Origin of the sequence: Enteractinococcus helveticum (assembly GCF_001657475.1) — a bacterium.
GTDB classification, from domain to species: domain Bacteria; phylum Actinomycetota; class Actinomycetes; order Actinomycetales; family Micrococcaceae; genus Yaniella; species Yaniella helvetica.
Map to the genome: position 1 here is coordinate 47,271 of NZ_LXEY01000015.1, position 18,146 is coordinate 65,416.

Below are 18,146 nucleotides of genomic sequence, written 5' to 3' on the forward strand. Positions count from 1 at the left end.
ACGACGCCGCACACGTGTCTTCTCGAGTGTGCGGCGTCGTCAAACAGGGTTAGCGTTGAAGTTATTGGCCGATCAAGCCCTCAACGTCGGGTTCTTGTTCGGTAAAACCGTGGGTGACCATCAGATCCGCAATGGCTTGAATGCCTTCGACGTCGAGCTCGGCGTCAAAATCATCCAGCTCCAGATTGGCGGCAACTTCTTCTGGCATATTCATCAACTCTGGCAGCAAGTCGCGCACCAGATTCGGGTCCTGCTGGACCATCTGCAGCGTCTCATCCAGCGCTATGCGGAAGTTTTCGACAACTTCTGGGTTTTCTTCAACGAATTTATCGGCCCCATAGACAATCATGGTGGGTTGCCCGCCGGGGATCGACTCGAGGTAGAGCCATGAAGCGACCCGGTGACCGTTGGCCAGGGCTTGGCTCAGAAATGGCTCGACCAGCCAGCCGGCGTCCACATTGCCTTGTTCAACCTGCGGGAGGGTGTCCTGGAAGGCCACCTCCACAAAATCGATGGTCCCTGGATCTCCGTTGGCCTTGGCAACAGCTTCCATCGCATTGAGGTCACCGCCTGAAGTGAGGGTGTTGACGGCCACTGTGGCACCGGCCAGATCTGCGGCGTCCTGGATCTCAGAATCTTCGGGGACGACGATCGCAGTGGTATCCGGTGTTTCAGCTCGCGAGTTTGAATAACCGGCAACCAGCTGGACCTCCAGACCTTGGGTGTCGGCCAGCAGCACGGTCAGTGGATTGCCCACAGCCAGATCAATATCGCCGGTGGTCACTGCCGGCAGGGTTGCGGCACCACCCTGACCGGAGTCGATCTGAATGTCGAGGCCGTGCTTTTCAAAGATGCCCTCTTCGATGCCCACGTTGATCGCGGTCGATGCGGCAATCGGCAGCGTGCCCAGGTTCAGGGTGGTTATTTCTTCGGCGTCGCCTGAACTGGCGGCATCTCCCCCGCCACCGCACGCGGCCAAGGTAAATGTGAGTCCGAGTGCAGCCACGGAAGCTGCAGTGCGTCGAATATTCATGGATTCTCCTCATCGAGTCGACGCGGCACGCCTTGTGGCAGCCGTCACATCCAACTATCGATAACCTCGAAGGTTATCATCAATTTAATCGATCGTCAATAAAACTTTCGACACTCACCCCACCCACCCCTTGCGTGACACGGAGCACATGGTGCTATGATCGCTATACTGAATTATCGACGAGCAGAGATATTATCGATAAAACTCTGCAGGGTTGAGGAGACCGTATGAAACTCTACGACGTCGCCGTCGTTGGCCTGGGGCCGGTGGGCCAGGCTGTCGCGCTTCTACTGGCTGAACGCGGCCACTCGGTTTTGGCCATCGAGAAACAAGAAAAGCCGTATCCGCTGCCGCGTGCAGTGACCTATACGCCCGACGTCGCGCGCCTCATCGATCAATTGGGCTTGAGTGACAAGCTGGCCGAGTTTTCGGTGGCCACCGATACGTATGAATGGCAGACCGCCGACCGCCAGACGATGCTGCGCTTTGATTTCAGCCAACCCTCGGGCCAAGGCTGGCCGGCGTCGACGATGTTTAATCAGCCGTCGTTAGAAAATGCGCTGCGTGAACGCGGGGCCGACTATGACAACATCACGGTGCGCCGCGGCACTGAACTGCGCGGCCTGCATCGCGTGGCCGAGGGCGCGAACCCCGAAGTCGACGGTGCGGAATGCATCCGGTTAGACGTCACCTCGCGCACCACCAAATACCGGCAGTTCTTTGCCCGGTATGTGATTGGTGCCGATGGCGCGAACTCAACCGTGCGCCAATATACCGACTCGCGGATCGAGGATCTGGGCTTTTTCTACGAATGGCTGGTCCTGGACCTCATTCCGGACGGCGGCGATACCTTCACTCCTGACAACCTGCAGGTGTGCGACCCGGCCCGCCCGGTGACTACCGTGTCCGCTGGGCCCGGCCGTCGTCGTTTTGAATTCATGCGTATGCCCGACGACGACCTGGCCGTGTTCAATTCGGATCAAGCCGCCTGGAGCATGCTGGAACCCTGGGGATACACCCCGGAAAATACGCAGCTAGAACGCCGGGCGCTCTATACGTTCCAGGCCCGCTGGGTCGATCGTTGGCGCGATGGTCGTTTGCTGCTAGCCGGCGATGCCGCCCATTTAATGCCACCGTTCTACGGTCAGGGCATGGTTTCTGGGATGCGCGACGCCGCGAATCTGGCGTGGAAACTCGATCTGGTCCTGCGCGGTAGCGCCGACGAGGGTCTGCTGGATACCTACTCCACGGAGCGCGCGGAACACGTCAAACATGCCATCGCAATGTCGGTTGAGCTCGGTAAAGTCATCTGCGAGGTCGATCCAGACAAGGTTGCCGCCCGCGATGCCCATTTCCTGGCCGCGGGACCCAATCCGCAAGAGGCGCTACCGCCGCTACCACCCGAACGGCTCGGCCCTGGCGCCACAGTCGTCGATACAACCGATTTGCCTGGTCTCGTCTCGGTCAACGGCCAGCTCACCTATCGCACCGCCGGTGAAACCGTCACCAAGTTGGGCGACCAGCTGGCCCCGGGCGCAACGTTAGTCGTGGTTGACGGTGAGAAATTCACTGTCGACGACGTCGCTGATGCGTTGGCAAAAACCACCGCGGCCTGTAGCTGGCGAGCAGGTGAAGAACTGGTCATCGTGCGCCTCGAGGACGTCACGGCCGCCGATCTACCCATCAGCGATCCAACCACCGGTGTCATCAATGCGCTCGATGTCGGTGGAGTGTACCGCGACACCTTGACAGCACACAAGCTGTCTGTCGTGGTCATCCGACCCGACTTCTACTATGCCGCAGCACTGGCCACCGACACCGATCAGCACTTGACCGGCCTGTTGGCCGAGGTTGCTAACGCCTACCAACTCGAAGCCTAAATTTTCTTACCGCAATTTTCCTAAGGAGCACTCATGAGCCTGCCAAATAGCCCATCCCCGTACTCTCGCAATCCAAAACAGCGCCCGATCACACCACCGCAGTTACACCACGCCACGTTTATGACCATGGACGTCGATGCGATGGTCTCCTGGTACGAACTCGTTTGTGGTCTGCAACCGGTCTACTACGCCGAACATGCCGCATGGTTGACCAATGATGAGGCCAATCACCGCATCGCACTGCTGCGTCTGCCGGGCACCAAGCCTCCGGTGGATAAACCACACACCGCGGGCCTACACCACACCGCATTCGAATACGCCACATTTGATCAGTGGATTGATAATTATGCGCGCCTGCGGGATGAGGGCATCCTGCCGGCCGTTTGCCTACATCACGGCATGACCATGTCGCTGTACTACACCGACCCGGACGGCAACGGCGTGGAAATTCAGGTGGATGCCTGGGGCGATTGGATCATTTCGAAAGAATGGATGTGGGCATCCCAGGAGTTCGCGGAAGATCAGCTCGGCCCACAGTTCGATCCAGAAAAACTGCTCGAAGCCCGCAACCGAGGCGACGATTTCCAGACCATTCAAAAAGATACCTACAACGGCAAATACACCCCGGCCGAGCAGAAACGCGACGTGACGCTGCCGGATGTCTGGCCAGCACGATTGGAAGCCCAACCGGAACTTTCCAACGGTGTGCCCGGCCCGGATGCCGAAGGCGTTCTGGACCCGACCTTCGACTAATCAGCCATCTTGCCGGTAGAAACAATGATGAATTCTTAAACATAGGTTGTTAGTGAGAAAATCCTGGCGTATTTTCTCACGAACAACCCTTCTCAAAATCTCATATACCGTTCCCGGAAGGGTATCGGCATCGGCCACGGCTCATGATCGCCAGCACTTCTTCGACCACCACAATGACACACGAAAGACTTCTCATGCGTATCGCAAATGTTAATCACCGCGCGACCCTCACCGATTCAGACCGCCATCTGGATATTCACGTCGCCTCCGAAGGCGCATTCGGTCCCGACCCCATGGACATCTACACGCGTTGGGCAGACTTCACCGCATGGGCCTCAACCATTACCACCCGCGAAATCTCCAACGGATTCAAAGCCAAGGCAGTTGATGTCCTAGCACCGGTCCCGTTACCACGCCAGATCTTTGCCATCGGCGTCAACTATCGTGACCACGCCGATGAGGCCTCCATTCCGTATCCAGAAAACCTCATCGTATTCACCAAGTTCCAGTCGTCGTTGGCCGGAGCCGACGTCGACGTCGTCATTCCCGATGTCGAACATGGTGAACTGGATTACGAAACCGAACTGGTCGTCACCATCGGACGAGAAGCGCACAAGGTTTCTGAAGCCCATGCCTTGGACTACGTCGCCGGATACTCCGTGGGCCAGGACCTATCGGAACGAAGCGTGCAGTTGCGGCCACCGGTCCCGCAATTCTCCCTGGGCAAGTCGTATCCAAACTTCAGCCCGGTTGGCCCCGCCGTCGTCACCATCGATGAATTTGAAGATCCCAACGCACTGCGCATTTCCGCGGTTCTAGAAGGCCCACAAACCGAAGACCACGGTGGCTTATGGAAAGTCCAAGACGGCACCACCGCTTCCATGGTCTTCCCGGTCGCCAAAATCATCGCCGACCTGTCCCAAATCGTCACGCTGTTCCCGGGCGACCTGATTTTCACGGGCACCCCGGCCGGGGTTGGCAAAGCTCACGGTATCGCAATGCAACCCGGTAACGTGTTGACCTCAACGATCGACGGCATCGGCTCGATCCGGAACACCTTCGTCAAATAATCCCAAAGGACACCTCGATGACGCACTCTGCGCCACCACCGATCACCTGGCACCCGACCAACCCGGCCAATACCCAGATGTTTCGATTCGCACACTGGCTCACCGACACCCACGCAGTAGACGTGGGAGAACTTCTTAACGACGACGGCAACATCGCCCCCGGGCTCTACCGCCGTCTCCACGCCTGGTCGATCACCGAGCTGCCGGCATTCTGGGATGCGGTGCGCGAGTATTTCGGGGTGCTCGGCGATGGGTTCGACACCGATGCGCTGACCGATGCGACCATGCCCGGAGCAGTCTGGTATCCGAACGCGCAAGTGAACTTTGCCGAAAACGTCCTGGAACGCACGCGAGAGCATGTCAGACACGACGCGACAGCACTGGTGAACATTGATGAAAACAACGTCATTGACACCGTGACCTGGCAGCAGTTACGCACCCGGGTCCATGGCCTGGCTGAGCAACTGCGCGACCTCGGCGTGCAACCGGGCGACCGCATAGCGGCCGTCCTGCCAAATAACGCCGAGGCCATTATCGGACTGCTGGCCAGCGCAACAATCGGGGCGGTCTGGACGATCAACTCGCCAGATCTCACCGTCACCGCAACCCTGGCACGGCTGCGCCAGCTGGCACCCACCGTGCTGATTACCTCGGGCGGGTACACATTTGCCGGTAAGTTCTTTGACCTCACCGAATATAACGCCCAGCTGCGCGCCGGGCTGCCCAGCCTAAACCACCACCTGGGCATCGAAGACTACCGCCAAGCTCCAACCAATGGCCCGGTCGACTATCTGCGCGTCGCGTTCGATCACCCATTGTGGATCCTCTTTTCCTCCGGCACCACCGGTGATCCCAAAGGCATTGTTCACGGCCACGGCGGCATGCTGCTGGAATCGCTCAAAGGCCAGGGCCTGCACCAGGATATGACCCCAACCGACCGCTACTACGTTGCCGCCAATACCTCCTGGATGGTGTGGAACACGCTGGTCCAAGCGCTGGCACTGGGCACATCCGTGGTCGTCTACGGTGGCTCGCCCAAAATCAACGGCCCCGCCCGCCAATTCGAGGTCATCGCCGCCACCGACACCACCCGGTTTGCCGTGGGCGCCCCATACCTGAGCCTGGTCGAACGCTCCGGTATCTCGCCGGCCGAACACTGGGACCTCACCGGGCTGAAATCCATTCTCTCCACCGCCGCTCCCCTGCCCGAATCCACCTGGCGCTGGGTGCACGAACATGTCAACCCCGCCGTCCGGCTCGGCTCTGACTCCGGCGGCACCGACATCTGTTCCGGGTTCATTGGCACCAACCCGCTGGAGCCCATCCGCCTGGGCGAACTGCAGGGACCGATGCTCGGGGTGGCCGCAAAATCCTTCGACGACGACGGTCAGGAAGTTTTCGATGAGGTCGGCGAGCTCGTGATGACCGAACCGATGCCGTCCATGCCGCTCTATCTGTGGAATGACCCCGACGGCGAGCGCTACCGCGACACGTACTTCGACCGGTTCCCTGCAACCGATACCTACCCCCACGGTGTGTGGGCGCAGGGCGATTGGGTTATCCAGACTTCGCGCGGCAGCTTTATCGTCGAAGGTCGCTCCGATGCCACCTTGAACCGGCAGGGTGTGCGACTCGGCACCGCTGAGATTTACGCGGCGCTGAGTCACATTCCAGAAGTCGAGCAGTCCACCGTCATCGGCGTAGAACAACCCGGCGGCAGTTACTGGATGCCATTATTCGTCCAGCTTGCTGAAGGAGCCGAACTTACTGACGAGCTGCAAGACCGTATCGCTGAGATGATCCGCACCCAAGCATCCGTGCGCCACGTGCCAGATGAGATCATCGCCGTCGCCGACATCCCTGTTACCCACAGTGGCAAACGGATCGAAGTGCCGCTGAAGAAACTCTTCGTCCGGGGAACCGCTGATGCGGTGAACCAAGACGCGATCGCCAATCCTGGTTCACTGGCGGAATTCGTCGAGCTTGCCCAGCGTCGCGCCATGGCGTCATAGCGCCGCAAGAATTAAAGGACTGAGGCCCCGGATTTGCTCCGGGGCCTCACGCTCTCACTCACACCTTGAAGAGGTAGTACCTACTCTAAGGACCCTTGCTGATTGGCGGCTTGAGTTCCACTCAAATTCTCAAGTGAATCAGCTGGGAATTCCCTCAACCTAACGTTCAACCCTTACGTGACGTGGTCGTATTCCTACTTGAGGAAGCCAATTCGAATTATTAAATGGATGAGGCCCCAGGACTGGAACCCGGGGCCTCAACACTCTCATCACTCACACCTCGAAGAGGGTGATACCCACTCTAGGAAATGTTCCTGACGCTGAGCTTGCATTCTGCTCAAAGTCAAGCATGAAGGGTCTGGGAAAATGCTGTGCATGCGAATATTCGATAGTCACAACCTCGCTCACCTAGACGATATATGCATCACGAGCTATCAGTGTGACTCACTCGGGTGGCTGTGCAAATCTTGAGGCGTTAGTTCCTGAACTAACGCCTCGAATCGAACGATGTAATTTTTTACATCTTTAGGTAAATTTTTACATCAACGAGTAATTTTTTACCTTGACTCTGAACAGTCTCTAAAACCATGGCATTTCGAGCCCGAAGTTGAACCAGCTTCCCTAGTCGGCTCAAATCCTAAAAGAAGACACCCCTAAGACAAGTGGACCTGACTGGTTGTGTCTGTCCTTACTGCGAAGTAGTCGGTGGGATGACACCGAGCATAAGTGGTTTCATGACCGCCTCGACGAATGAAACGGTGGTATCTGGGCCGTAGAGGTGCGTGAAATGACGAAAGGCCCCGGGACTGGAACCCGGAGCCTCGCGTCTTCATCACTCACACCTTGAAGAGGTAGTTACTACTCTAAGAAACGTTCCTGGCGACGAGCTTGCGTTCCGCTCAAAATCACGCATGAACTATCTGTGAAAAGCCTGCGAGCGCGATACGTTCTACGATTCTGCGGCGTCGTCGGTGACGGGCTGGCGCAGTAGCGTGCGGAGTTTCTCAGGCGCAGTTTTTCGTGGATCTGAAAAGTACACTTCGTGGTGTTTGCCAGTCAGCTGCAGTCCGTGTGTGGGAATGAACTCTTGGTGCATTTGTTCAAGCACAGGACCTTCGTCGTCGTATGACCCAACATGCAGCGTTTGTACGCAGCGCCCCTCTGCCAATGTTTCAAGGCGCACGTCGCCAAGCAGCGCAGGAGGGTTCTTGGCACCAGCTTGTGCCAGTGCACTTTCGAAGACTGCCGCTTCGATCCACTCAGGAGCCATGATCATCACGGTCCACTGCCACTTGGACTTATCTCGTGCGCTAGTAAACGCGCTCATGTCGTCAGCCCACCAGAGTCCTTCTAGTGGTGGGACGACGTAATCGCGCCCGAGCTCGCGTTTACTTATAAATTTCATTTTGTAGGCCACCGGGTACAACGCCTCCGGCGCCTGTGCATACTCAGGCGAGGCGTTCGGATCACCCTGGCCATCGACCATGAGATACTGCATAGTCGGGACGTCGACGAGGCGAAATTCTCCGCGCTTTGCCCGGTAGGCATCCAGTGTTTTCTTGAAATCGATCTTTTCGATCATTACTCACCTTTGCTGAGTTCAATGCAGACGGAATCAAGCAACCAGCGGTTTGATCGCCGTGATCTCATCCGCGCTCTGATCCAGTGACATCTGAGTATCGTAGTCGGTCTGCAGGCTGACCCAGCATCCGTCACTCATGCCGAAAAAGGACTGAGGCCGCGGATCAGCAACGGGGCCTCACGCTCTGACTCACACCTTGAAGAGGATGACTACTATTGTAAGAAACCTTCCTGTTTGCTAGCTTGCGTTCTGCTCAAGAACGAACAAGAACCTCCTGGGAAAGAGTCTGGATTCGCTGGCCCGGGGCCCGACGTGTAAAAAATATGCCGGGTTTTTTACACGTTGCAAAGACATGTAAAAAATACGCTAAATTCTTTACACGTTTTGAGGATATGTAAAAACTTCTTACATATCCCCTTTCGGGCGCTCTGAGCCCGGACTCCCCGTTACCTTTTAGGTGTCACTGCTTTCCGGCAGGATATGCAGTGTAGGTGGCCGGCTGGTTCCGGCATGATGGTTGCCCCCAGTTGACCATAATCCGGGGGGTGTTGTCACCGGAACCGGTCTGGTTCGTTCGGATCGCTAATAGAAGCACGCTCCGTGGGGCTGTGTAACGTGGTTGTGAACGGGTGAACCCTCGGTGACCTGGTCTTGTATTGGAACGACCCGAAGAAGGTGTTCGATGGAGCCGCAACTATTTCTGGGGATTGATGTTGGGAAATCTGACCACCATGCCACCGCGGTCAACCGCGATGGCGAGGTGATGCATGACAAACTCTTGCCGCAGTCTGAGCCAATGATTCAGGAGCTGTTGAAAGATCTTGTCGCCAAATACGGTGAGCTGTTGGTAGTGGTGGATCAGCCCAAAACCATCGGCGCGTTAGTGATTGCGGTCGCTCAACGACTCAGGATCCAAGTCGCGTATTTGCCTGGCCTCACAATGCGTCGGGTAGCCGATTTGCATCCGGGCCAGGCCAAAACGGATGCTCGAGATGCCTACATTATCGCCGAAACAGCACGCACGATGCCTCATACGTTGCGTGGGATCACCATCGCTGAAGAGCAGATTGCTGAATTGTCGATGCTGTGTGGGTTTGATGATGATCTGGCAGCCCAGCTGACCCAGGTGCGCAACCGGTTGCGGGGACTACTGACGCAGATTCACCCATCGCTGGAACGGGTGCTGGGTCCACGGTTAGCTCACCTTGCCGTGATCGATCTACTGGGCCGATATCCCACTCCAGCAGCCCTGAAACGCGCAGGACGAGGTCATGTCAGAATCCGCTTGAAGAAACTCGCACCCCGGATGGCCGGTCGACTTACTGACGAGATCTTTGCCGCCCTCGCCGAACAAACCACCATCGTGACCGGGACCAAAGCTGCTGAACACATCGTCGGGCGGTTGACGGCTCAACTTCAGCAACTCACCAAACAACGAGCAGAGATCGAAACAGAGATCCTGAAAGTCGTTGATGCGCACCCTCTTACCTAAGTCCTGACCTCCATGCCAGGCATCGGGGTCAGGACAGCAGCACGTATTCTCACGGAAGTGGTGGGCAAGGACTTCAAATCCGCAGCACACTTGGTCTCATATGCTGGCATCGCGCCCGTGACCCGCCAATCCGGCACCTCCATTCGTGGAGAATCCCCATCTCGGCGCGGCAACAAAGTCCTCAAACGAGTGCTGTTCTTGTCTGCCTTTGCTTCGATTAAAGGCGACCCCGCCTCGCGGGCCTACTACGACAAGAAATGCGCCGAAGGCAAACGCCACAACCAAGCCGTCATGGCCCTTGCCAGACGCCGATCCGACGTCCTGTTCGCCATGCTCAGAGACGGCACGTTCTACGAATCTCGCCCAGCACAACTTGTTCCAGCAGCTTGACGAAAACGATAGAAGCACCCCCCTAGCGGCCTGTTGCCGCACCTGATGCTGGCTTCGACACCGAAGCGCTCGCACTCAAGTTACACAGGAGGTCATCATGCCTAACATCGACTCGACCTCATCCTGGGAGCACATCATGGCCTGCTCGCACCCAACCCAGCCAACGCGCTACTATCACGGCTACGCGAAGCGTCCTGGGTTTTATTCCAGTCGGATATGAGAATCTGGTAGGACATGACTTAAAGGAACCGGTCTTATGCCATGTCAGGACCGATGCGGCAACGACATGTCTGGCTTCCGATAATGACCTTATGCCAGCCGTGGAGCTCGTCAGGTGCCGTTAGGCATCTGGTGGGATTGCAATACGAAATAGCTAGAAGTTCTATTGTGCAGCTTTGGAATCTCCATCGATCGAGAACTGCTGACCCGAGATTGTTCGAGCGTGCGGACCACAGAGGAACACTGCGAGTGCACCGATGTCCGCAGGGTTTGTAAACGATTTGATCGCCTGGTTCTCTAACCCCGCGGCTTTCTCATCCTCGACACTGCGCCCCGAGAGTTGGGCACGGCCCTCAAACACCTGCTCCAGACGGTTGCCTTCTACTGCCCCGGGGTGGATCGAGTTGACCGTAATGTCATGGGGCCCCAGTTCCAGCGACAGCGTTTTGGTAAATCCGACTAACCCCCACTTGGTGGTGGAGTAGGCGACGCGGTTTGGATAGCCGAAGCGGCCGGCGAGTGAAGACATGATCAAGATGGAGCCACCACCATTTTTCTTTAGCAGCGGCACGACCCGATGAGCCACATTGAAGGAGCCGTTGAGGTTGACATCGACCACCGATTTCCAGGCGGCGAAATCATAGTCCTCTACTGGGGCGGTGGGACCGGCGATACCAGCATTGCTAACCAGAACATCAAGCCCGTTCCACCTGTCGTCCAGGTTTTGGGCCAATTGGGCAACATCCTCTGTGGAGGTCACGTCGCCGACGCTGCCGCTGAGGTTCGAGTCAGTGTCTAGAGCCTTTTCCATGGCATCTTGATCGAGGTCAAAGAGGTGTACTTTGCTTCCTTGAGCCAGGAATGCCTTAGCGATCGCCCATCCGATTCCGCTGGCACCAGCTGTGATTAGGACTCGCTGGGTCATAATTTTCTACTCCAAATCTGAAGGTATTGGTGAACCGTCCCCATCGGACGAATACTCTGCTACTTATCCGCGACGGCGTGACTGCGCGAAATTCCGGAACCAGTCCAGGGCTTTCGGATTTTTCACCGAGTCACGGTTGATCAGATTGTCACTCGGACCCCAGCTAAACATCCGTTTCAATGGCACCTCAAGACGTTTCATCGTCTGGGTCACAGGGATCTCCGGGGCCTCAATAATCTCGTCGGGGACGTGTCGAGCGCTCGCCCTGTTGCGCAGCGTGTCACGGATACGATCCCGCAAGGCGTCATCTAGAACGGCGTCCTCTGCAAGGACGACAAACAGCGGCATCCAGTAACCACCGTTTTCCTCCTCCACTCCCAGCACCATGCAGTCCTCGATTTCTTTGACAGCCTGCAAAGCATCATAGATGTCGGAGGGGCCAATGCGAACGCCCTGCCGGTTCAACGTGGCATCCGCACGCCCATGGACGACGTAACGCCCCTCTGCTGTGCGGGTGATCCAATCACCGTGCATCCAGATACCTGGTTGCGCAGTGAAATAGGACGAACGGTAGCGCTTCCCGGATTCATCGCCCCAGAAGAAGAGCGGCATCGACGGTAGCGGCCTTGTCACCGCCATCTCTCCGACCTCTCCCACGAGTGGCTTCCCATTCTCGTTGTGGGCCTCCGCGGCGACCCCCAGCAGGGGGCCCTGTAAGTATCCGAGATGCACCGGCTCCATCGGATTGGAACCTAAGAAGCCGCCGCAGATGTCGGTACCACCGGAATCCGAGCCCAAATGGACGTCCTGTTTGATCGCGGCGTGAACCCACAGCCAGGTACTCGATGGCAACGGCGAGCCGGTCGAGAGAATGGAACGAAGGGTTGAAAGATCACGTCCACGCTGGGGATCGAGGCCGGACTTCTCCACCATGGTCAGATATGCTGCTCCGGTGGCAAATTGGGTGACCTTCAGGTCCGAGATGATCTGGAAATGATGGTCCTTGTCCGTCGCCTTCGGTGACCCGGCGTAGGTGACAACGCTTGCGCCGGCAAGCAGGTTGTGAACTAGCGTGTTCCACACCATCCAAGAGGTATTGGCGGCCACGTAGTAGACATCGCCTGGGCCCATGTCCTGATGCAACGCGATGCCCTTGAGTCCGTCGAGTGTCATACCGCCGTGACCGTGCACGATCCCCTTCGGTTCTCCGGTGGTGCCGGAGGAGAACAAGATCCACAGTGGAGCGCTGAAGGGCACCCGTTCGTACTGTGCCGCAGTCGGGGTGCACTCGGCCTCATCGAAGGCTATCCGCGGGCGCCCCCCATGGCTCGGACCATGCATCTCACCGGCCGCGCGGCTCGGTTGCAAAGTACGGACCAGCACAGTGGCTACCAGCGACGGCAGGTTTGTCTCGATCTCTGCGGTATGTGTTCGTCGCTCCTGCTCCTTGCCGTTAAAAACATAACCATCGCAGGTGACGAGGACTTTTGGTTCTAGCTGCTCAACTCGCCTCACACTCGCCTCTGCGGAGAGATCTGGGGAGTTGATGGTCCACACCGCGCCTATCGAGGCCGCCGCCAGCAAACCGATGATGGCCTCTGGGATATTCGGCAGTACCGCGGCCACACGGTCGCCCGGCTCCACCCCCAATTCACGGAAGGTCTGTGCTAGGGAGGCGACGCGAGCCTCCAACTCGGACCAGGTGACCGGCGTTTGGCTGCCGTCTTCGCGCACGTCCACGATGGCCTCATGATGGCGCAGCGCAGGGTTGGCAGCATGGCGCAGCACGTTCTCGGCAAAGTTCAATCGTGCATCCGGAAACCACGTGGCAAACGGCATGGAATCATCCACCAGCACGGGACTCTCGTCGAAACCGTCGCCCAGAACATCGAAGTACTCCGGGATCGCTCGCCAGAACTCGTCGGTTTGTGTAACGGACCAGTCCCACAAGGCGCGGAAATCCGGCAGCGTGCGTTCAAAACGCTGCTCGGACCATCGCGCGAAGCGACTCATCTGACAGTTCTCGAGTTGTTGCTCGGTCGGTGACCAAGTGACGGGGGCATCATGTGAGGTATCGATGGAAGTAGACATGGTTTCCTCCGGAAAGGGGTAGGCATACGAGAACGATTTCAACAAGGGACATCCCAGTTGGGGGTTAGCCGGCCATGGTGGCAGTCCGGCGCCCGATCAACAGGGACACAGCGGCCGCGCCGGCGATGATTAACGGCACCGCGAACGCGATAAAGACCCGTTCGGGCGGCATCCCGGTGGCTAGAATGTAGCCGACCAGGATCGGTGCGGCGACAGATACCAGTCGACCAAGGCCGATCATCCAGCCGATGCCGGAAGCCCGCGCCCGCGCGGAATAGATAGTCGGGGCGACCGCGTAGAAACCGGCGATGGCGGCCGTAGTCAGCATACCGAGCAGGAACCCGACGACAACGGCGACGGGAACGATGCTGAAGATCAGCCCAAACAGCAAATACGCACCGGCTGCGGCGAACAGCGTCAGATACAACAGAGTACGACCACTGAAGCGGGTGGCGAGGACGGCGAAAATGAAGCACCCCAACACACCACCGAGATTGGCACCAATGCCCATGATGTTGCCCAGCTGCGGGTCACCGCTGGCATTGGTCAGAATGGTCGGGATCCAGGTGTTAGCAAAGTAGTAGGAGGCAGTGAGTAACCCATAACCAACCCAGAGGGCTATGGTGAGGCGTAGTACCGGCGGGGTGAGGACTTCGCGGATGGCTCCCTTGTTTTCGGCTGAGCCTGAACCAACACGATCCTCCACCGGCAGGTCAGCCAGCTGCTCTAGATGCATCCTGTCGAGGATCCTGTTAGTGCGATTCAGGGCATTGGTAGGGCGCCGCCCCAGCAAATAATCGAGAGACTCTGGCAGCAGTACCCAGGCAGCGAGCAACGCGCCAGCGGCCAATATAGTGCCTACGATGAATATCGACCGCCACCCGAACAGGGGGATCAACGGTCCAGCAACGACGCCGGCGATAGTGGCGCCGATAGGATAACCAGCAGCGTAGATTGCGATGGCAGTGGTGCGACGAGCGTCGGAGGAGTATTCTGCTACCAGTGCATTGAGGTTAGCCATCATCCCGCCGATACCAAGACCGGTCAGCACTCGCCACACGATTAGCATCCCGGCATTCGGGGCTGTAATGGTGAGCCCCATACCGAGCACGATCAAAATCAACATCGCCAGGGTCAGAGGACGGCGGCCGAAGCGGTCAGCAAGCGGGGTCAGGAAGATCGAGCCGATCGCCATGCCGAACAGGCTGGCGCTTAAAACGTAGCCTAGGACATCGGGGCTGATCGCCATCTGCTCCTGGATTTCTGGGGCGGCAAATGCCATTATGCCGACCTCGAAGCCATCCAAGATCACAAGTAGCAGTGCGATGGAGACCGCCGTAATCTGGAATCGAGACATCCGGCCCTGCCGGACGTCAGCGAGGACCTCCGCTGGTCCCCGATTTGAGCGTTGGGTGTTGATTGTCATTGGTACCTTCCGTTAAAACCAGAATGCGACTGCTTACTGTCCCATCCCTATGGCGTGATATGGACCATATTGAGGTCCGCGTCACGCAGTCAACGTTTTTGTGGAAGATTCCTCCTAGAGGAATACCAAGTCTTTCACCACGCCCACTTAAGGGGTATGCAGTCATTTTTCCGCCACAAACTAAAGACGCTTCATCCCCAGCGATGAAAACTCGCTGCTGACTATTCCGCACTCAGGAATGTCTGACAGAACTGGATCCGAATAGTTCGTCTTGGACGCGTTGTGCGGCGGCTTGCAGCGCAGCCACGTATTCCGGTACCAGAGCTCGCCGAAAGCGCGCACTCGGGATCGCGATAGTCAGCGCACCCACCGGCCGGGCGTCAGGCCCGACCACACTTACCCCGACACCGGCAACCCCCTGCTCGGTCTCTTCCGCGCTTAGAGCGTAGCCTCTCTGGCGCACCTGGGTTAACATCCGCTTAAGCATTTGCATGGTCTGCACGCGCCGCGTGGGCCAGGCCATCAAGCCCCGGCGATAGATCTCCTCCACCTCCTGATTGGACAATCGGCCGAGGATTGCTTTGCCACCGGCGGAGACAAATGCGGGCATTTCATCGTCGACGCGCCTACTCACACGCAGGACCGCCTCCGGCTCCAGTCCGTCGAGGAATCGGATGTTGCCACCACGCAGCACCATAACCTGCACGGTTTCACCCACTCTCGCCTGCAGCTCCGCCAATGGCTGCTCAGCAGCTGCCACAAGCATGGACCCAGTTACCCGCCCCGGGTCTTCGATCGACAGCGCCGTCCCCATCCGGTAACGACGTGCGAAGTCTTGGACGATGAATTTTCGACGTATGAGAGTCGACAGCAGCCGGTGCGCCGTTGAGGCTGCGATACCAAGATGTGCGGCAGCCTCCTTCACCGAGATCGAGTCATGATCGCGCAGATACAGCAGGAGACGGAGCGCACGGTCAACTGATTCCACGGGGGCCGGCGACTCTTCGGCGAGTTCCCCCGATGGCCCGCTGTCCCAGGATGACATAGGTGCTCGACCCTTCCATTTGCCAGACAACATGAGGGGACTTGAGCATGTGCAAGCCCCGACAAGCTCAACACTACCTCTACAACCAAGCCGTCATCGCCCTCGCCAGGCGCAGATCAGACGTGCTCTTGGGCCCCTTCGCCCTGCTCCGAGATGGCGCTTTCTACGAATCTCGCCAGCCCAACTAGCTCCAGCTTGACGAACACTATAGAAGCACCCCCCACACACACGCTCGACAGTGCTAAGCCACCTGTTGGGGCGTGCAGGCGGGTTCTTCTCACCGGCCTGCACCACTGCCATGGGAAACATGTCCGGCTCAATCCATTCTGGTGCCAGGATCATCATGCTCCACGGCCACTGGGACTTATCGCGCGCCGTGATAAAAACGTTCATGTCGTGTGCCCACCACAAACCTTCTCATGGGGGGGACGACGTCGTCGCGCCCCAATTCGCGTGTAGATGCAAACTTCATTTTGCAGGCCACGATGGCGCCACGCGGAGCGTGCTGATTCCATTGTGACAGAATCCGCCACATTCCAGCAGTTGCCGCTTGGAGGCTGCACCGCTCGGGTAAGGTTTGACTGTTCTTTGATATTTTTGTGACGAACTCTACGAACTATATGAGTGTTGACACATGTATGTGGCTAAAATATGCTCAGTTTGTTTGACGATTCAAGCTGATGACTTTCATACTCGCAGCGAGAGGACCCATATGGCCAGCGTTTTAGACAAATCCGGCAATAGTAGCGCCAAAGAAATTTAATCGGTGGTTCATTCCTGCCGCCGCCTTGGCCATCCACTTATGTATCGGCCAAGTCTATGCCTTCAGTGTCTTCAAAATCCCCCTGATGTCGCGGTTTGACGTCGGCGAGGTGTCTGTCGGCTGGATCTTCTCGGTAGCCATAGCCATGCTGGGGCTGTCGGCAGCCTTTGGTGGCACCTGGGTTGAAAAAGCCGGACCCCGCAAGTCAATGATCGTCGCCGGGACCGCATGGGTCGTGGGTTTCTTCGTCGCAGCACTCGGCATTGCGACTGGCCAGTTATGGATGGTCTACTTCGGTTACGGGTTCATCGGCGGTATCGGACTGGGCATCGGCTACATTGCCCCGGTCTCCACGCTCATGAAATGGTTCCCGGACCGTCCCGGGCTGGCCACGGGCCTTGCCATCATGGGCTTTGGTGGCGGAGCGCTGATCGCAAGCCCCATGTCCAACTCACTGATGGCACTATTCGGTGGCGGAACCGAAACCGAAAACCTTGCCGCCGGCCTGGTGCCAACGTTTATCACCCTGGCCATTAGCTACGCATTCATTATCGCTGCCGGAGCCTACGTCATCCGTCTACCCCACCCCGACTGGAAACCCGAGGGCTGGGACCCAGCAGCTGCCGAAGCCGCCCCAATGCAAACCAACCTCAACGTCTCGGCCAACCAGGCGCTGAAGACCCCACAGTTCTGGTTCTTGTGGATCATGCTGTTTACCAACGTCACCGCAGGCATCGGCATCTTGGAAAACGCCGCCCCCATGATCCAGGACTACTTCCCCGGCGTCACCGCAGCAGCCGCCGCCGGCTTCGTAGGCATCCTGTCGCTTGCCAACATGGCCGGCCGCTTCGTCTGGTCCACCGCCTCCGACTACATCGGACGCAAAAACATCTACCTGCTCTACCTAGGCGTCGGCGTCCTATTCTACCTACTCATCGCCTTTGTCGGCAACAGCTCGCTGATCATCTTCATCCTCTCCGCAATCTTCATCCTGTCCTTCTACGGCGGCGGCTTCTCCACCATGCCCGCCTACCTGCGCGACATGTTCGGCTACTACCAAGTCGGCGCCATCCACGGTCGCATCCTCACCGCCTGGGCCGCCGCCGGCATCGCCGGACCACTGATCGTCAACAGCGTGGTCGAATCCCAAGCCACCGCAGGCGCCCAAGGCCCCGACCTCTACACCGTATCTATGTACATCATGGTCGGCCTCCTGGCCATCGGGCTGATCGCCAACATTTTGATGCGCCCGGTCGCCGAAAAACACACCATCGAATACGACCTACACCACTAGGAGTCCCCATGAGCACCTCACCACAATTCACCGAAGCCTCCACCACCGAAGTCAGCCAGACCTACCGCACCATCGCCGTCGTGCTGGCCCTGATCGTCATCATGGGCCTGGGCTACGGCCTCGTCGACACCGCCATCAAAGCCGGCGCGTTATTCACAGAGTAAACACATC

General features: G+C 57.9%; 12 protein-coding genes and 1 pseudogene. 7 read left to right on the forward strand and 6 right to left on the reverse strand.

Translation table 11 applies throughout. The features are described from left to right. Positions 1–61 precede the first annotated feature (61 nt). Complete coding sequence (locus A6F49_RS05150) at positions 62–1,033, reverse strand: ABC transporter substrate-binding protein (protein ID WP_043057353.1); 972 nt, start codon at positions 1,031–1,033, stop codon at positions 62–64. Between the two features lie 227 nt (positions 1,034–1,260). On the opposite strand from A6F49_RS05150, the gene mhpA reads away from it, so the two are divergent. The 4 genes from mhpA (at position 1,261) to A6F49_RS05170 (ending at position 6,748) form a co-directional block, all read left to right on the forward strand. Next, positions 1,261–2,913, forward strand: a complete 1,653-nt coding sequence (mhpA, locus tag A6F49_RS05155; RefSeq protein ID WP_043057352.1) for a bifunctional 3-(3-hydroxy-phenyl)propionate/3-hydroxycinnamic acid hydroxylase MhpA — start codon at positions 1,261–1,263, stop codon at positions 2,911–2,913. Positions 2,914–2,946: 33 nt separating this feature from the next. Then, on the forward strand, positions 2,947–3,666 hold the full coding sequence (locus tag A6F49_RS05160) for a VOC family protein (protein WP_067605620.1): 720 nt from the start codon (positions 2,947–2,949) through the stop codon (positions 3,664–3,666). 194 nt (positions 3,667–3,860) lie between these two features. Further along, positions 3,861–4,736, forward strand: coding sequence for a fumarylacetoacetate hydrolase family protein (locus A6F49_RS05165; protein WP_043057351.1), 876 nt, complete (start codon positions 3,861–3,863; stop codon positions 4,734–4,736). Positions 4,737–4,753: 17 nt separating this feature from the next. Next, entirely contained in the window at positions 4,754–6,748 is a 1,995-nt protein-coding gene (locus A6F49_RS05170; RefSeq protein WP_082911604.1) for an acetoacetate--CoA ligase, read from the forward strand. Between the two features lie 949 nt (positions 6,749–7,697). Here A6F49_RS05170 and A6F49_RS05175 read toward each other — a convergent pair. Beyond that, positions 7,698–8,330, reverse strand: coding sequence for a GyrI-like domain-containing protein (locus A6F49_RS05175; RefSeq protein WP_043057350.1), 633 nt, complete (start codon positions 8,328–8,330; stop codon positions 7,698–7,700). A gap of 682 nt (positions 8,331–9,012) precedes the next feature. Between A6F49_RS05175 and A6F49_RS05180 the strand changes: the two are divergent. Continuing rightward, a pseudogene (locus A6F49_RS05180) lies at positions 9,013–10,212 on the forward strand (IS110 family RNA-guided transposase). Between the two features lie 382 nt (positions 10,213–10,594). Here the strand turns inward: A6F49_RS05180 and A6F49_RS05185 are convergent. The 4 genes from A6F49_RS05185 to A6F49_RS05200 form a co-directional block, all read right to left on the reverse strand. Then, positions 10,595–11,356 carry an SDR family oxidoreductase gene (locus A6F49_RS05185; protein WP_043057349.1) on the reverse strand — a complete coding sequence of 254 codons (762 nt, stop codon included), beginning with the start codon at positions 11,354–11,356 and terminating at the stop codon, positions 10,595–10,597. Between the two features lie 63 nt (positions 11,357–11,419). Then, the gene (locus A6F49_RS05190; RefSeq protein WP_043057348.1) at positions 11,420–13,447 is read right to left on the reverse strand and encodes an acetoacetate--CoA ligase; all 2,028 of its coding nucleotides are present in this window, start codon (positions 13,445–13,447) and stop codon (positions 11,420–11,422) included. A gap of 64 nt (positions 13,448–13,511) precedes the next feature. Further along, positions 13,512–14,873, reverse strand: coding sequence for an MFS transporter (locus tag A6F49_RS05195; protein ID WP_043057347.1), 1,362 nt, complete (start codon positions 14,871–14,873; stop codon positions 13,512–13,514). Positions 14,874–15,105: 232 nt separating this feature from the next. After that, positions 15,106–15,918 (reverse strand): IclR family transcriptional regulator, encoded by an 813-nt coding sequence (locus A6F49_RS05200; protein ID WP_043057346.1) that lies wholly within the window; start codon positions 15,916–15,918, stop codon positions 15,106–15,108. Between the two features lie 773 nt (positions 15,919–16,691). On the opposite strand from A6F49_RS05200, the gene A6F49_RS05205 reads away from it, so the two are divergent. Together A6F49_RS05205 and A6F49_RS17990 are read left to right on the forward strand one after the other, a co-directional pair. Continuing rightward, positions 16,692–17,975: an L-lactate MFS transporter gene (locus tag A6F49_RS05205; RefSeq protein ID WP_456072987.1), complete on the forward strand. Its 1,284-nt coding sequence runs from the start codon at positions 16,692–16,694 to the stop codon at positions 17,973–17,975. An 8-nt stretch (positions 17,976–17,983) separates the two neighbouring features. Further along, positions 17,984–18,139 (forward strand): hypothetical protein, encoded by a 156-nt coding sequence (locus A6F49_RS17990; protein WP_161485772.1) that lies wholly within the window; start codon positions 17,984–17,986, stop codon positions 18,137–18,139. Positions 18,140–18,146 lie beyond the last annotated feature (7 nt).

What these genes read in the sequence shown, in the direction of transcription:
- A6F49_RS05200 (WP_043057346.1), bottom strand. Translation starts at nt 15,918, where the DNA reads ATGTCATCCTGGGACAGCGGGCCATCGGGGGAACTCGCCGAAGAGTCG.
- A6F49_RS05165 (WP_043057351.1), top strand. Translation starts at nt 3,861, where the DNA reads ATGCGTATCGCAAATGTTAATCACCGCGCGACCCTCACCGATTCAGAC.
- A6F49_RS05170 (WP_082911604.1), top strand. Translation starts at nt 4,754, where the DNA reads ATGACGCACTCTGCGCCACCACCGATCACCTGGCACCCGACCAACCCG.
- A6F49_RS05195 (WP_043057347.1), bottom strand. Translation starts at nt 14,873, where the DNA reads ATGACAATCAACACCCAACGCTCAAATCGGGGACCAGCGGAGGTCCTC.
- A6F49_RS05190 (WP_043057348.1), bottom strand. Translation starts at nt 13,447, where the DNA reads ATGTCTACTTCCATCGATACCTCACATGATGCCCCCGTCACTTGGTCA.
- A6F49_RS17990 (WP_161485772.1), top strand. Translation starts at nt 17,984, where the DNA reads ATGAGCACCTCACCACAATTCACCGAAGCCTCCACCACCGAAGTCAGC.
- mhpA (WP_043057352.1), top strand. Translation starts at nt 1,261, where the DNA reads ATGAAACTCTACGACGTCGCCGTCGTTGGCCTGGGGCCGGTGGGCCAG.
- A6F49_RS05185 (WP_043057349.1), bottom strand. Translation starts at nt 11,356, where the DNA reads ATGACCCAGCGAGTCCTAATCACAGCTGGTGCCAGCGGAATCGGATGG.
- A6F49_RS05150 (WP_043057353.1), bottom strand. Translation starts at nt 1,033, where the DNA reads ATGAATATTCGACGCACTGCAGCTTCCGTGGCTGCACTCGGACTCACA.
- A6F49_RS05175 (WP_043057350.1), bottom strand. Translation starts at nt 8,330, where the DNA reads ATGATCGAAAAGATCGATTTCAAGAAAACACTGGATGCCTACCGGGCA.
- A6F49_RS05160 (WP_067605620.1), top strand. Translation starts at nt 2,947, where the DNA reads ATGAGCCTGCCAAATAGCCCATCCCCGTACTCTCGCAATCCAAAACAG.